At 62.0% G+C, this 13,883-nt stretch carries 13 protein-coding genes; 3 read left to right on the plus strand and 10 right to left on the minus strand.

The window, feature by feature from the left end:
* The coding region (locus QOC89_RS22395) for a tetratricopeptide repeat protein (protein WP_323047016.1) at nucleotides 1–457 on the minus strand (457 nt) is incomplete at its 3' end.
* A 130-nt stretch (nucleotides 458–587) separates the two neighbouring features.
* Between QOC89_RS22395 and QOC89_RS22400 the strand changes: the two genes are divergently transcribed.
* Together QOC89_RS22400 and QOC89_RS22405 are read left to right on the plus strand one after the other, a co-directional pair.
* Nucleotides 588–1,898, plus strand: coding sequence for an ATP-binding protein (locus tag QOC89_RS22400; RefSeq protein ID WP_323047017.1), 1,311 nt, complete (start codon nucleotides 588–590; stop codon nucleotides 1,896–1,898).
* A complete protein-coding gene (locus QOC89_RS22405) occupies nucleotides 1,895–2,437 on the plus strand; it encodes a response regulator transcription factor (protein WP_323047018.1) in 543 nt (180 codons plus the stop codon). The genes QOC89_RS22400 and QOC89_RS22405 overlap by 4 nt, the downstream gene beginning before the upstream one ends.
* 199 nt (nucleotides 2,438–2,636) lie before the next feature.
* Here the strand turns inward: QOC89_RS22405 and hslU are convergent, their stop codons facing one another.
* The 9 genes from hslU to QOC89_RS22450 form a co-directional block, all read right to left on the minus strand.
* Entirely contained in the window at nucleotides 2,637–3,983 is a 1,347-nt protein-coding gene (gene hslU, locus QOC89_RS22410) for an ATP-dependent protease ATPase subunit HslU (protein WP_323047019.1), read from the minus strand.
* A 9-nt stretch (nucleotides 3,984–3,992) separates the two neighbouring features.
* Nucleotides 3,993–4,529: an ATP-dependent protease subunit HslV gene (hslV, locus tag QOC89_RS22415; RefSeq protein ID WP_028197737.1), complete on the minus strand. Its 537-nt coding sequence runs from the start codon at nucleotides 4,527–4,529 to the stop codon at nucleotides 3,993–3,995.
* Nucleotides 4,530–4,838: 309 nt separating this feature from the next.
* Complete coding sequence (dksA, locus tag QOC89_RS22420) at nucleotides 4,839–5,258, minus strand: RNA polymerase-binding protein DksA (protein WP_012431412.1); 420 nt, start codon at nucleotides 5,256–5,258, stop codon at nucleotides 4,839–4,841.
* Nucleotides 5,259–5,903: 645 nt separating this feature from the next.
* Nucleotides 5,904–7,007, minus strand: a complete 1,104-nt coding sequence (locus QOC89_RS22425; protein WP_323047020.1) for a GTP-binding protein — start codon at nucleotides 7,005–7,007, stop codon at nucleotides 5,904–5,906.
* 257 nt (nucleotides 7,008–7,264) lie between these two features.
* Entirely contained in the window at nucleotides 7,265–8,467 is a 1,203-nt protein-coding gene (locus QOC89_RS22430; protein ID WP_323047021.1) for a class I SAM-dependent rRNA methyltransferase, read from the minus strand.
* A 98-nt stretch (nucleotides 8,468–8,565) separates the two neighbouring features.
* Nucleotides 8,566–9,489 carry a tyrosine recombinase XerC gene (gene xerC / locus QOC89_RS22435; protein ID WP_323047022.1) on the minus strand — a complete coding sequence of 308 codons (924 nt, stop codon included), beginning with the start codon at nucleotides 9,487–9,489 and terminating at the stop codon, nucleotides 8,566–8,568.
* A 24-nt stretch (nucleotides 9,490–9,513) separates the two neighbouring features.
* Nucleotides 9,514–10,233, minus strand: a complete 720-nt coding sequence (locus tag QOC89_RS22440) for a DUF484 family protein (protein ID WP_323047023.1) — start codon at nucleotides 10,231–10,233, stop codon at nucleotides 9,514–9,516.
* Nucleotides 10,234–10,476: 243 nt separating this feature from the next.
* Nucleotides 10,477–11,355, minus strand: coding sequence for a diaminopimelate epimerase (dapF, locus tag QOC89_RS22445; RefSeq protein ID WP_323047024.1), 879 nt, complete (start codon nucleotides 11,353–11,355; stop codon nucleotides 10,477–10,479).
* An 81-nt stretch (nucleotides 11,356–11,436) separates the two neighbouring features.
* Entirely contained in the window at nucleotides 11,437–12,321 is an 885-nt protein-coding gene (locus QOC89_RS22450) for a lipid A biosynthesis lauroyl acyltransferase (protein WP_323047025.1), read from the minus strand.
* Between the two features lie 276 nt (nucleotides 12,322–12,597).
* Here QOC89_RS22450 and metK point away from each other — a divergent pair, with 276 nt between their 5' ends.
* Entirely contained in the window at nucleotides 12,598–13,788 is a 1,191-nt protein-coding gene (metK, locus tag QOC89_RS22455) for a methionine adenosyltransferase (protein WP_323047026.1), read from the plus strand.
* Nucleotides 13,789–13,883 lie beyond the last annotated feature (95 nt).

Consider the following 13,883-nt stretch of genomic DNA (forward strand, 5'->3'; position numbering starts at 1 on the left):
CGCCGTGGTCGGGTTCGTCATGAACCGCGCTTTCCAGTAGCGCGAGTTGCTCGTTCAGGTCGCGACCTGTGAGCGTAAGGGCGCCAGCGAGATTGTTGCGCAACCGCGGTAATTTCGGATCGATGGCAAGCGCGCGACGATAAGCCGCGATCGCGTCGCCATGCCGGTTTGCCATCTGCAGCGCGTAGCCGAAACGGAAATGCGCAAGAGCGCGATGCGGATCGAGTTGAGCAATAATGGCGGCGAGTTCGATCGCGTCGTTGTGACGATGTTGTTCGAGCAGCGCAGCACTGAGCGATTCGATTGACTCGTCGTCGAGTGCGTGACATTGCGCGGCGGCATCGAGCCAATTGGCCTGCGCTTCTGCGGTGCCATTTTGCCGGGCTGCGGCGGCATGTCGCAGAAAAGTCAGGAAAGCTGACGAGGCGGGTGTCGCGCTATCAGAAGTGGGTAGCATGGCTGGGTTTGGGCGGCGCAAGAACCGGTGATAAGCGATCGGCCTATGCAACGCCGTCGCAAAAATGCCATGTTACCGGCGCGAAGCCGCGCGGTAAGTCGGACTAGTCCGAACAGGTAAACTAAAAGTCATGCATCGTATAACCAACACCGGCCGGGTCAACCTCGGTCATCTGTTCTGGCTGCGTAACCTGGCGATCATCGGGCAACTGATGACGATCGCGTTCGTGCAGATGTTCATCGGCGTGCATCTGCCGTTGCCTGCGATGTTGCTGGTGATCGCCCTCGAGGTGATCTTCAATGGACTGACGTGGTGGCGTGTGTCGCAGCAGCGGCCCGAGTCCAATCTCGAACTGTTCGGCCAGCTCTGGGTCGATCTCGGCGCGTTGTCGGCGCTGCTGTTTCTCTCCGGTGGTACCACCAACCCGTTCGTTTCGCTGTACCTGCCGTCGCTCGCAATTGCCGCGGCCGTGTTGCCGTGGCATCTGATGGCATGGCTCGCCGCATTCGCCGTGGCCTGTTATGCGGTGCTCGGTTTCGATTCCGTAGCGCTGAATCTCGACAACCCCGCGAACCTGTTCGAATACTATCGCGCCGGCATGTGGGTGAACTTCATGGTCAGCGTCGGCCTGATTGCGTGGTTCGTCGCGCGCATGTCACGCGCGCTGCGACTACGTGACGCAGCGCTCGGAGACGCGCAGCAGCGCTTGCTTCACGACGAACGCGCTGTGGCGCTCGGCGTGCAGGCCGCCACCGTCGCGCACGAAATCGGCACGCCGCTGTCTACAATTGCCATGTTGTCCGAAGAATTGCGCGACGCCGCGCGAACCGATAAGGGACTGGCGCCGTACAGCGCCGATCTGGAGTTGCTCGAACAGCAAATGACGCTGTGTACTTCGGCGCTTGCGCGACTGCGCAGCCGTGCTTCGACAACCACCAGCCGGCAAACGGTCGTCGAATGGCTCGAGTCGTTCGGCGAGCAGTGGCGCTTACGTCATCCGCATGTGAAGTTCGAGCGGATCGGTGTACCGCCCGCGGGTGTCAGCCTTGACGATACGGTTGCCGTGAGTCAGATTCTCACGATTCTGCTCGACAATGCCGCGCGGGCGAGTCGCGATCACGTGACGCTGTCGTGCAGGCTTTCGGCGCGTGGCGACCAGGTTGTATTCGAGGTATGTGACGCGGGCCCTGGTATTCCGGCTGCGTTGCGGGGGTCGCTCGGCACGATGCCGGTCGACAGCACACAAGGTGGGCACGGCGTGGGCCTGTATCTGGCATTTTCCGCGGCGGCACGTCTGAGGGGATCGATCGAGCTGAACGATGTCAGCGAGACCAAACCGCGTGGCACGCGTGCAGTATTGAGACTGCCGCTCGCTGGGCGCAAATTATCAGGTGCGGGCCGTCAAGGCACTTCGCCATCCAACACGGAGAAACAGGCATGAGCGATATGAATTTTCTGGTGATCGACGACGACGAGGTGTTCTCCGGCATCCTCGCCCGCGGCTTGACGCGGCGCGGATATACGGTGGCCGAAGCGCACAACGCGGATGAGGCGATCAAGTTGGCGAACCTGCAGAAGTTCGGGCAGATCACGGTAGACCTGCATCTCGGCAACGACTCCGGTCTTACGCTGGTTGCCCCTTTGCGTGATTTGCAGCCTGACGCGCGCATGCTGGTGTTGACCGGCTATGCCAGCATCGCCACGGCGGTGCAGGCGGTGAAAGACGGTGCCGATAACTACCTGGCAAAGCCAGCCAATGTCGAGACGATCTTGTCGGCGCTGCAAAGCGAGGCGAGCGCGTTGCAAGCTGAGGAAGCGATTGAGCGTCCCACGCCGTTGTCGGTTGCGCGCCTGGAGTGGGAGCACATTCAGCGCGTGCTCGCGGAGCACGGCGGCAATATTTCGGCCACTGCGCGCGCGTTGAACATGCATCGTCGGACGCTGCAGCGGAAGTTGGCGAAGCGGCCAGTCAGGCAGTAAGCACTCGGTCTCGCCTGGGCGCTGCTTGCACTCGCGGGCAGGAAGCAAAACGGGCTGTCTTTCACAAGACAGCCCGTTTTTTACGCCTTGAGCATAGCCGGCCACGTGCGAGGTAGGTTGCTTTAACGCGATATCGGCATCAACGTTGGCATCGATACGATCGTCGGTGTCGGCATCAAAGTCGACGCCGACATCGGCATCACAGTACGTAGCGCGACAGATCCTCGTCTTGCGCCACTTCATTCAGCGCGCGATCGACATATGCCGCGTCGATCTGCACCGTCTTGCCCGAGTGATTGCCGGCTGCGAACGAGACATCTTCGAGCAGTTTTTCGATCACCGTGTACAGGCGGCGTGCGCCGATGTTTTCGGTCTTCTCGTTGACCGAATATGCGATTTCGGCCATACGCCGAATGCCGTCGTCGGCGAATTCGAGGTGTACGTCTTCCGTGGCCAGCAGTGCCTGGTATTGCTTGACGAGGCTCGCGTCGGTCGACACCAGGATCGATTCGAAATCGCCCACCGACAGCGAATCCAGTTCGACCCGAATCGGGAAGCGGCCTTGCAGTTCCGGAATCAGATCGCTCGGCTTGGCCAGATGAAACGCGCCGCTTGCGATGAACAGAATGTGATCGGTCTTCACCATGCCGTACTTGGTGTTGATCGTGGTGCCTTCGACGAGCGGCAGCAGATCGCGCTGCACGCCCTGACGCGACACCTCGCCACCGCCGGCTTCATTGCGCGACGCGATCTTGTCGATTTCGTCGAGGAACACGATGCCATTCTGCTCGACGTTCTGCACCGCCTTGGCTTTCACCTCTTCGTCGTTGAGCATCTTGCCGGCTTCTTCGTCGGTGAGGACCTTGAGGGCTTCCTTCACCTTCAGCTTGCGGCGCGTTTTCTTGCCGCCGCCGATGTTCGCGAACATCGAGCGGATCTGTTCGGTCATGTCTTCCATGCCCGGCGGCCCCATGATGTCCATGCCGACTTGCGGCTGTTCGACGTCGAGTTCGATTTCCTTGTCGTCGAGCAGCCCTTCGCGCAGACGCTTGCGGAAAGTCTGGCGCGTGGTGCTGCCTTCGTCGACGGTATCCACCGCGCTCGAACTCGCGCCGAAACCAACCGGGCGGGCGCTCGGCAACAGGATGTCGAGAATGCGGTCTTCGGCCTGATCTTCGGCCTTGGTTCGCACTTTGCGCATTTCCGTTTCGCGCGTCTGCTTGACCGAGATTTCGATCAGGTCGCGCACGATGCTATCGACGTCGCGGCCGACGTAACCCACTTCAGTGAACTTGGTGGCTTCGATCTTGATGAACGGTGCGTCGGCCAGTTTCGCCAGACGCCGCGCGATTTCGGTTTTGCCGACGCCGGTCGGTCCGATCATCAGAATGTTCTTCGGCGTGATTTCCTGACGCAGCGGGTCTTCAACCTGCTGACGGCGCCAGCGGTTGCGCAGCGCCACGGCGACTGCTTTCTTCGCGCGGCCTTGGCCGATGATGTGTTTGTCGAGTTCCGAGACGATCTCGGCAGGGGTCATGGTGCTCATCGTGGGTCCTTACTCGATCGTCTCGATGACGCGGTTATGGTTCGTATAGATGCACATGTCGCCGGCAATCTCCAGCGACTTCTCCACGATCTCGCGCGGCGACAGCTCGGTGTTGTCAACGAGTGCCTTCGCGGCGGCTTGCGCGTAAGCGCCGCCTGAACCGATCGCGCAAATGCCGCCTTCCGGATCGAGCACATCGCCGTTACCGGTAATGACGAGGGTGGTAGTGGCGTCCGCCGCGATCAGCATGGCTTCGAGGCGGCGCAGCATGCGGTCGGTGCGCCAGTCTTTGGCGAGTTCGACGGCGGCGCGGGTCAGATTGCCCTGATGTTTTTCCAGCTTCGCTTCGAAGCGGTCGAGCAGCGAGAAGGCGTCGGCCGTGCCGCCGGCGAAGCCGACCATCACCTTGCCGTTATAGATGCGCCGGACTTTCTTCGCACCGCCTTTCATGACGATGTTGCCCAGTGTTACCTGGCCGTCGCCGCCCAACGCGACCTTGTCGCCGCGGCGCACGGAAACGATCGTCGTGCCGTGAAATTGCTCCATATGCGTTCCTCTTTGCAAAACGGGTAGGACGCGGTGGCGCAGCACCACCGCCTGAATCCTGGAAGCGGACGGCGCGCAAAGCTGAAACGATCAACTCGCCGGCGCGCGCTCGTGCAACGCATGTCCGGCTTATTTTAGGGCGTGCGCGGTCATATCAAGAGCCGGCAAATGGCATAAGACAAAAACACGGGATTCAGGGCGGGGAACTGTGCGCAAGCACGCACAAAAGAAAAAAGGCGCACAGATCACCGTGCGCCTCTCGACGAAGCAGCTTAAAAGGGCGCGGAGCCGAAGCCGCGCCGCGGGCGTTCAGTCGCCGAACAGCTTCTGGCGCAGTTCGCGGCGTTCCTGTGCTTCGAGCGACAGGGTGGCCGTGGGCCGTGCGAGCAGACGCGGAATGCCAATCGGCTCGCCGGTTTCTTCGCACCAGCCGTAGTCGCCCGAATCGATGCGCGCGATCGATTGCTGAACCTTCTTCAGCAACTTGCGCTCGCGGTCGCGCGTGCGCAGTTCGAGCGCATGCTCTTCCTCGATCGTTGCACGGTCGGCCGGGTCCGGCACGATGACTGTTTCGCGCAGGTTCTCGGTCGTCTGGCCGGCATTGCGGAGAATGTCCGCTTGCAGCTGTTCGAGCTTGTTCTTGAAGAAGGCGAGCTGATCCTCATTCATGTAATCCTTGTCGCTCATCTTCAGGATTTCGGCTTCGGTCAAGAGTCGTTTCGTCGTCATCTGGCTTGCTTCTTCAATGTGAGGCAAAACTCTTACATAGTGCCCGCACTTTCGTATTGCCCGCAAAGGCGCCTCGAGGACGCGGAGCGCCAGGGCGGGCACGGACGGTGGACTGTCGTGACGCCGAAGCGCCTGGCGCCCACACGCCGGGCGTCGATACGCCGATGCGGGGCCGAACTCCTCTGGAAACCGATTCTCAAATGCTCCTGAGGCATTGCTTGCCAGCAGCGCGCTTTATCAGCTGTGCCAGCCGGCATTGTCGGCGTGCTTTCCGGACAAGATTTTCCGGCGCCGTTTCAGGCCCAGCGCGGGATACGCGCGACCGGGCAATTCGTTGTCATTCTCCAGTGGGCACGTATTGTAACTGAATCACAATCCTGCACCGCAACTGGTGAAAATCCCGCATCAAGCGCAGATATCCCGAAAATATAACGCGCGAACGACCAAAAAGCGATGGTCGTGCACGCTTTAATACAGCAGGGTTTTCACGTGCTTTTCACACAATCGACATTTCAGCAGGTTTTCGGACGATTTTTTTGCGGTGCTTTCTGCAGATGATTGGCTTTTTTGACCGCACAGCGCTCGTGGTCACAGCCGGGAGCGCGCAGCATGCCGTGCGCGTGGCACGGCATGCACGGCAGACATTTACGCCAGACAGGCGTCGAGACCGTCGGTGATCAGGTCTTGCGGCAGTTCAATGCCGATGAACACCATCTTGTTGGTCTTCTTCTCGACCGGCTGCCACTTCGCCGCCAGGTCGCTGCCCATCATCTGAAGCACGCCCTGGAACACCACCTTGCGGTCGACGCCCTTCATATACAGCACGCCCTTATAGCGCAACAGGCGCTCGCCGTAGATCTGCAGAATGCCGCCGAGGAAGTCCTCGAGCTTGTTCGGATCGAACGGACGATCGCTGCGGTAGACGAACGATTTGATCTTGTCGTCGTGATGCGCGTGATGGTGATGCGCGTGATCATGACCTTCGTGGTCGCACTTGCCGTGGTCGTGATCGCAGTTTTCGTGATCGTGACCATCGTGGTCGGCATGGGTGTGGCCGTGCTCGTCATGCGCGTGGGCATGGCTGTGCGAGTGTTCGTCTTCAGCGAGGAAGTCCGGATCGATTTCCAGCTTCGAATTCAGGTTGAAGCCGCGCAGGTCGAAGATTTCCTTGATGTCCGCCTCGCCGAAATTGACGATCTTGATCGCCGCCCGCGGGTTCATGTGCAGCAAGCGGTGGCGCAGATCGTCCACATGCTTTTCGTCGACTGTATCGGACTTCGTGATGAACAGGCGATCGGCGAAGCCGACCTGGCGCTGCACGACTTCGTGTTCGTCCAGCTGATGATTCGCGTGCTTCGCGTCGACCAGCGTGATGATCGCGTCGAGCAGGAATTCGTTGGCGATCTGGTCGTCCATGAAGAAGGTTTGCGCGACCGGGCCCGGATTCGCGAGGCCGGTCGTTTCGATCACGACGCGATCGAAATCCAGTTCGCCGGACTGTTTCTTCGCCGCCAGATCGCCCAGCACACGCGAGAGATCGCCGCGGATCGTGCAGCAGATGCAGCCGTTGCTCATCTGGATGATCTGTTCGCTGGTGTCCTGCACGAGGATTTCGTTGTCGATGTTCTCTTCGCCGAACTCGTTCTCGATCACGGCGATCTTCATGCCATGCTTTTCGTTCAGAATGCGCTTGAGCAGGGTGGTTTTGCCGCTGCCGAGAAAGCCGGTCAGGATGGTGACTGGGATCATGTTGGTCGCCTGTAGGTACGTGAGTCTGTGCGTAATCAAATGTGCAGCGCAAATGTGCGGCGTGAAATCGGCAGCGCAAAAAGCGCGGCGCGCAAGCTGCACCGAATGCGTCTGCAAATCCGGTTTGCCGGGCGCGTCAGCCTGACGGCGCGCGGCCCGATCTAGCGAGATATTGAAACATATCTGTCAAGCCGGCGCTCGCGGCGGGGGCGAACCCCTGCGCGGCGCTTGGGAAATAGCCCTGAAACTATGGGCGATCAGGCGATTTGCAACAGCAGGCCTTTCAGATATTCGCCTTCCGGGAATGCGGTGAGCAACGGATGGTCCACCCCGGCGCCGAGGCGCTTGAGAATCCGTGCATCGACCCGCGCATCGGCCGCCGCGCCGGACACGATCTTCTGGAACAACTCCGAATCGATCGCGCCGGAGCATGAATAGGTGAACAGCAGGCCGCCCGGGCGCAGCAGCTTCAGGCCGGTCAGATTGATGTCCTTATAGGCGCGCGAGGCGCGCTCCACGTGTTCACGCGACGGCGCGAATTTTGGCGGATCGAGCACGATCAGGTCGAAGCGTTCGCCTTCGTCGTAGAGGCGGCGCAGGGTTTTGAACGCGTCGGCGTCGAGCCAGGTTGCGCGCTCGGCGTCGAAACCGTTGGCGGCCACGTTCTGTTGCGCGATCGCGAGCGCGTCGCCCGACGAATCGATCGACACTACGCGTTTGGCGCCGCCTTTCAATGCCGCCAGTGAAAATCCACCCGTGTAGCAGAAGCAGTTCAGCACGTCGCGATCTTTCGCCAGCTCCTGCACCAGCAGGCGGTTGTCGCGCTGGTCGACGTAGAAGCCGGTTTTGTGGCCGTTGCGCACGTCGACGTGGTAACGCACGTCGTTTTCGCTCGCAATCAGCGCTTCCGACGGCGCGTCGCCCGCCAGCACGCCGGTGATCTGCTCGAGCCCTTCCTTCTGGCGGATCGACACGTCCGAGCGCTCGTAGACGTTCGGGCAGCCCGTCGCGCCGACCAGCGCGGCGACGATCGCTTCCTTCCATGCTTCGACGCCCGTCGCCATGAACTGGCACACCAGCTGGCTGCGCTGGCCTTCGTCTTCGGCGACATAGTGATCGACGATCAGACCAGGCAGGCCGTCCGCTTCGCCGAATATCAGCCGCACGGCGCCGGTGTTGTGCACCATCGTCTGACGATGCGCCAATGCTCGCTGCACGCGGCGCTTGAAGAACGCGTGATCGATCGGCTCGGCTTCGTCGAAACTCCACACGCGGGCGCGAATCTGCGACTGCGGGCTGTAGGCCGCCCGGGCGAGGAAGCGGCCGTCGTGCGCGCGCACCAGCACGGTCGCGCCGGGCGCGGGATTGCCGTCGACGCGATCGATCGCGTTGGCATAGACCCACGGATGGCGGCGCAGCAGCGATTTTTCTTTCGACGGTTTGAGCGTAACGGTATTCATCAGGGTGTCAGCAGAGCAATGGGCCGCGCGGCTTGCGATGCGCGCAGCGGGTGAAGCGAAGGCGAAGACTGCAAACCGCAAACAGCAAACGAGCGGAATCAGTCGCGTTTTTTGGCGCGCGGATGCGCCTGATCGTAGACGTGCGCGAGATGCTGGAAATCGAGCGCGGTGTAGACCTGCGTCGCGGTGATGCTGGCGTGCCCGAGCAGTTCCTGCACGGCCCGCAGGTCGCCGCTCGACTGCAGCACGTGCGTGGCGAACGAATGCCGCAGCACGTGCGGGTGCACATTGGCGGGAATGCCGGCGACCAGCGCCGCGCGCTTCACGCGATCACGCACGACATTCGGCGACAGCCGATTGCCGCGCGCCGAGAGAAACAGCGGATGCGGGTCGTGCCTGACCATCTGGTCGCGCACGCCGAGCCACGCATTCAACGCAGCGATCGCTTTGCTGCCGACCGGCACGACGCGGCGCCGGTTGCCCTTGCCCAGCACTTCGACTTCCGCGGAGTCGAGCTTGAGCCAGCCCGCGGAGCGGTAGCCGTCGGTCTCGGCGAAACGGGCGTCGAGGCCGACCAGTTCGGACAGCCGCAAGCCCGACGAGTAGAACAATTCGAGCATCGCGTGGTCGCGCAGACCTTCGGGCGTCGCGGGGGGCGGGCTTTCCATCAGGCGCGTTGCGTCGTCGACGGAAAGCGCTTTCGGCAGTGATCTGGCCTGTTTCGGCGCGCGTACGGTGGCGACCGGATTGGCCGGTAGGTCGACGCGGCCCGCGAACCAGCGGTAGAACGCTCGCCAGGACGACAGCCGATGGCTGATCGAGCGCGCCGTCAGGCCGCCGGCATGTGCCCGCGAAACCGCACCGCGAATATCGACGGCGGTGAGGCTTTCGAGCGGCCGCCCTTTGGCCAGCAGCTTGAGCTCTTCGAGTTCGTGGGTATAGCCGCGCAGCGTATGCGCCGACAGTCGTCGCTCATGTTCGAGATTCGACAGGTAGGCGGCGATCGGGTCGGCTTCGGTCACGATGGCCTTAGGTGGCTCGGCGGTTCAGCGCGGCAGCAGACGGCTCAGCGCCGCGCTTGCCAACGCGCCGATCTGCGTCAGGAAATCGGTGGCCATGCCGTCGTGGAAGCGGCGCGGATCGGCCGAACCCATCACCAGCAGGCCGAAGGTGGGCGCTTCTTCCTTGCCTTCGGGGTCGCGCAGCGCGAGCAACGCAATCGATTCGGTGGCGTGCGCGGCCTCGCTCGTACCGCCGGCGGACCCCTCGTCGCTCACCGATGCCACCGCCGGCACCAGCCACTGCGCCGCTTCGAAGCCGGTGTTCGCGCCACAGTACGGCGTGGTGAGGCTGTTCGCGAAGATTCGCACTTCCTCGCCGACATGGCGCGCGAACTCGGCCTGCCCATACGGCTCGGCTACGTCCCATACGCGCAGCGCGGCTTGCGGCACGTCGAAAATATCCCGCAAACCGTTCGAAATCGTGCGCGGCAGCGCGTAGGGATCGCGCTCGGCCATCACGCGGATCGTCCAGCGATTGAATTTCGAAGCGATGCTGTCGTTTTCGTGACCGTAGCGCAGCAACTCGGCCAGACGCCGTTCGAGATGCTTGTTCTTGTCGCGCAGCATTTCCATCTGCCGCTCCTGCAGCGACACCGCGGCTTTGCCGTGCGGGTTCGCAAGCCGGATCGTCGCGAGCATTTCCGCGTGTTCGGCGAAGAATTCGGGGTTGGCGAGCAGATATTCGGCGACTTCGCGATCGTTCATGGTATCGGCTAAAGGACTACGGGACGACGCCTGGGGGCGCCGCGTCGGTCGTGAGTTTGGTCGGCCGGTGAAGAAGCCGCATTGTCCGGCTCTTCATCGGCTTCTTTGTTGGCCTGTTCATCGGCCTGTTCGGTGGTCTATCGTGAGTCTATTCGTCAGGCCATTCATCGGCCCATTCGAAACCTCGCATAGGCCACGTGCGTGGTATTTCGCGGGCCGATCGTTTGGCCACTGAATCGGGTGTCAGACCGGCGCAAGTCCCTCGGCCAGTTCGATCTCGCCTTCGAAGACGGTTGCCGCAGGGCCGGCCATCAGCAGCGGTGCGCCGTCTTGCGAGCTGTCCCACGTGATGGTCAGCTTGCCGCCGTGCGTGTGCACCAGCACCGGCGCTTCCAGCAGGCCGCGGCGAATGCCGGCCGCGACTGCCGCGCACGCACCCGTGCCGCATGCCAGCGTTTCGCCGGCGCCGCGTTCGTAGACGCGCAGCTTGATCTCGCTACGGCCGACGATCTGCATGAAGCCCGCGTTCACTCGCTGCGGGAAGCGTGCATGCCGCTCGATCACCGGGCCTTCGACGAGAACCGGAAAATCCTCGACGTCGTCGACCACTTGCACTGCGTGCGGGTTGCCCATCGACACCACGGAGATCCAGCGCGTCACCCCGTTCACATCGAGCGGCCAGAGCGTGTCAGCACCTTCACGGCGGCCTTCAAGACCTTTGGTGGCGAACGGTACGCGCCCCGGTTCGAACACGGGCGCGCCCATGTCGACCAGCACTTCGCCATTCTCCTGCATGGTCAGCAGGATGGTGCCGTTCTGCACTTGCACGCGCACGCTGCGCTTGTCGGTCAGCCCACGGTCGCGCACGAACTTGACGAAGCAGCGCGCGCCGTTGCCGCAATGCTCGACCTCGCCGCCGTCGCAATTGAAGATGCGATATCTGAAATCGACGCCCTCCACGGTGGGCTTCTCGACCAGCAACAACTGGTCGGCGCCGACGCCGAAATGCCGGTCCGCGAGCGCGCGCACCTGCGCCGGTGTCAGGTTGACCGGTTGGGTGTAGCCGTCGAGCACGACGAAGTCGTTACCCGCGCCGTGCATTTTGGTGAATTTCAATTTCATCACGCTATTGTAAGTGACGCGCCCCAAGATGCGCCGAACGCCGCTTTGTTTCCACGTCCGGGCACTTTTTTCGAAGGCCGATCAATAAACACTCGGCTCGCCTGGCGGCCGCGTCTTGAAGCGCTTGTGCACCCAATAATACTGTTCCGGTATCAGGGGAATCTGCTCCTCGAGGAAGGCGTTCATGCGGCGGGCGTCGGCCTCGTCGTTGCCGGTGGGGTAGTTCTGCCATGGCTTGAACACCTTGAGACGGTAGCCCTTGTAATTCGGCAGCACTTCGCCGATGAACGGCACCACTTGCGCATGGCCGACACCGGCAAGGCGTCCCACGGCTGTCAGCGTGCACGCGGGTACGCCGAAGAACGGCACGAACGTCGAGTTGCGCATGCCATAGTCCATGTCGGCGCCGAGCATGACCGGCTTGTGGTCGCGCAACCAGCGCAGCACGATGCGCGCACTGTCGGCCCGGCTCGCCATGTCCGCGCCGAAACGGCCGCGAGCGGCCTTCGCAACATCGTCGAGCACCTTGTTGGACATCGGCTGATAGAGCGCGCCGCACTGCCGGCGCAGCGCGTGATTGATAAACACGGAGCCCGCTTCGATGCCGACGAAATGCGCGCCCAGCAGCAGCGTGGGCGGCATGTCGGGATCCAGCAGATCGATCTCGCTATCCACCTGCACGAGCTTTTCGAGCTTCTTCGCCGAGGCGAACCACTGGACGCTGCGCTCGACATAACTGCGGATCGCGTGGCGGAAGTGTTTCTGCGCGATCTCCTCGCGGCGCGCGGCGCTCCACTCCGGGAAACACAAACTCAGATTGATGTGGACGATGCGCTTACGGTTGCTTGGGATCTGATAGAGCAGCCAGCCCAGCCCGTCGCCCATTCGCGCGACCAGACCGTAGGGCAGCAAGGCCAAAAATTTCAGGAATCCAATAGCCAGATAGGCGCCGAGACGACTCAACATGCCGCCCCTCCGTTTAGGGCGTCGAGCGACGCTTTGCTCAAGAAACCTGAAGACGGGTCGAAAACCAGCACGGGTGAACACTCTGTGACAATCAAAGGAAGTCGCTATAATAAGGGCTTCGCCGAGTTAATAGACAACTTGCGGGGCGAAGCTGGCGGGTGCGATCCATGGGATACGCCCCCGCCGGTAAGGTAATCCGCTAAAGCGTCGCCGCTTCAAGCTCCCGAAGCTGGCTACGTGAAACTCAACCGTAACCACCAAACAGGAGTCTGCAACGTGGCAAACGACTATCTCTTCACCTCCGAATCCGTTTCCGAAGGCCATCCCGACAAAGTCGCGGATCAGATCTCGGACGCCATCCTCGACGCCATCCTCACGCAAGACAAGTACTCGCGTGTTGCAGCCGAAACGCTGTGCAACACCGGTCTGGTCGTGCTCGCCGGTGAAATCACCACCACGGCGAACGTCGATTACATCCAGGTCGCGCGCAACACGATCAAGCGTATCGGTTACGACAACACGGATTACGGCATCGACTACCGTGGCTGCGCAGTACTGGTCGCATACGACAAACAATCGCCAGATATTGCCCAAGGCGTGGACCGTGCGCACGACAACAACCTCGATCAAGGCGCCGGCGACCAGGGCCTGATGTTCGGTTATGCGTGTGAAGAAACGCCGGAACTGATGCCGCTGCCGATCCACCTGTCGCACCGTCTGGTGGAACGTCAGGCGAATCTGCGCCGCGACGGCCGTCTGCCGTGGCTGCGTCCGGATGCGAAGTCGCAGGTTACCGTGCGCTATGTCGACGGCAAGCCGCATTCCATCGACACGGTCGTGCTGTCCACACAGCATGCGCCGGACATCGATCTGGCCGTGCTGCGCGAAGCCGTGATCGAAGAAGTGATCAAGCCGACGCTGCCGGCCGAGCTGATCAAGGGCGACATCAAGTTCCTCGTGAACCCGACCGGCCGGTTCGTCATTGGCGGTCCGCAAGGCGATTGCGGTTTGACGGGCCGCAAGATCATCGTCGATACGTACGGCGGCGCGGCGCCGCACGGCGGCGGCGCGTTCTCGGGCAAGGATCCGTCGAAGGTCGACCGCTCGGCAGCCTATGCCGGCCGTTATGTCGCGAAGAACATCGTGGCTGCCGGTTTGGCATCGCGCTGCCTGATTCAGGTGTCGTACGCGATCGGCGTGGCTCAGCCCACTTCAGTGATGGTCAACACGTTCGGCACGGGCCGCGTGTCGGATGCAACGATCACGAAGCTGGTGCAGGAGCACTTCGACCTGCGTCCGAAGGGCATCATCCAGATGCTCGACCTGTTGCGCCCGATCTACGAGAAGAGCGCGGCCTACGGTCACTTCGGCCGCGAAGAGCCGGAATTCACGTGGGAAGCCACTGACAAAGCATTGGCACTCGCCGAAGCAGCAGGCACTGAACCGGTCGCCGCGCTCGTGGATTAAGCGCAGTCCGCTTCAGCAAAAAAGACCCCGCCGGCGCGAGCCGGGCGGGGTTTTTTTATTGCCATCGAATGGATACGCTGTGTGGCGGGTGATGA

It is taken from the genome of Paraburkholderia sp. (assembly GCF_034668105.1).
Classification (GTDB): domain Bacteria; phylum Pseudomonadota; class Gammaproteobacteria; order Burkholderiales; family Burkholderiaceae; genus Paraburkholderia.

What these genes read in the sequence shown, in the direction of transcription:
- QOC89_RS22400 (WP_323047017.1), top strand. Translation starts at nt 588, where the DNA reads ATGCATCGTATAACCAACACCGGCCGGGTCAACCTCGGTCATCTGTTC.
- QOC89_RS22405 (WP_323047018.1), top strand. Translation starts at nt 1,895, where the DNA reads ATGAGCGATATGAATTTTCTGGTGATCGACGACGACGAGGTGTTCTCC.
- hslU (WP_323047019.1), bottom strand. Translation starts at nt 3,983, where the DNA reads ATGAGCACCATGACCCCTGCCGAGATCGTCTCGGAACTCGACAAACAC.
- hslV (WP_028197737.1), bottom strand. Translation starts at nt 4,529, where the DNA reads ATGGAGCAATTTCACGGCACGACGATCGTTTCCGTGCGCCGCGGCGAC.
- dksA (WP_012431412.1), bottom strand. Translation starts at nt 5,258, where the DNA reads ATGACGACGAAACGACTCTTGACCGAAGCCGAAATCCTGAAGATGAGC.
- QOC89_RS22425 (WP_323047020.1), bottom strand. Translation starts at nt 7,007, where the DNA reads ATGATCCCAGTCACCATCCTGACCGGCTTTCTCGGCAGCGGCAAAACC.
- QOC89_RS22430 (WP_323047021.1), bottom strand. Translation starts at nt 8,467, where the DNA reads ATGAATACCGTTACGCTCAAACCGTCGAAAGAAAAATCGCTGCTGCGC.
- QOC89_RS22440 (WP_323047023.1), bottom strand. Translation starts at nt 10,233, where the DNA reads ATGAACGATCGCGAAGTCGCCGAATATCTGCTCGCCAACCCCGAATTC.
- dapF (WP_323047024.1), bottom strand. Translation starts at nt 11,355, where the DNA reads ATGAAATTGAAATTCACCAAAATGCACGGCGCGGGTAACGACTTCGTC.
- QOC89_RS22450 (WP_323047025.1), bottom strand. Translation starts at nt 12,321, where the DNA reads ATGTTGAGTCGTCTCGGCGCCTATCTGGCTATTGGATTCCTGAAATTT.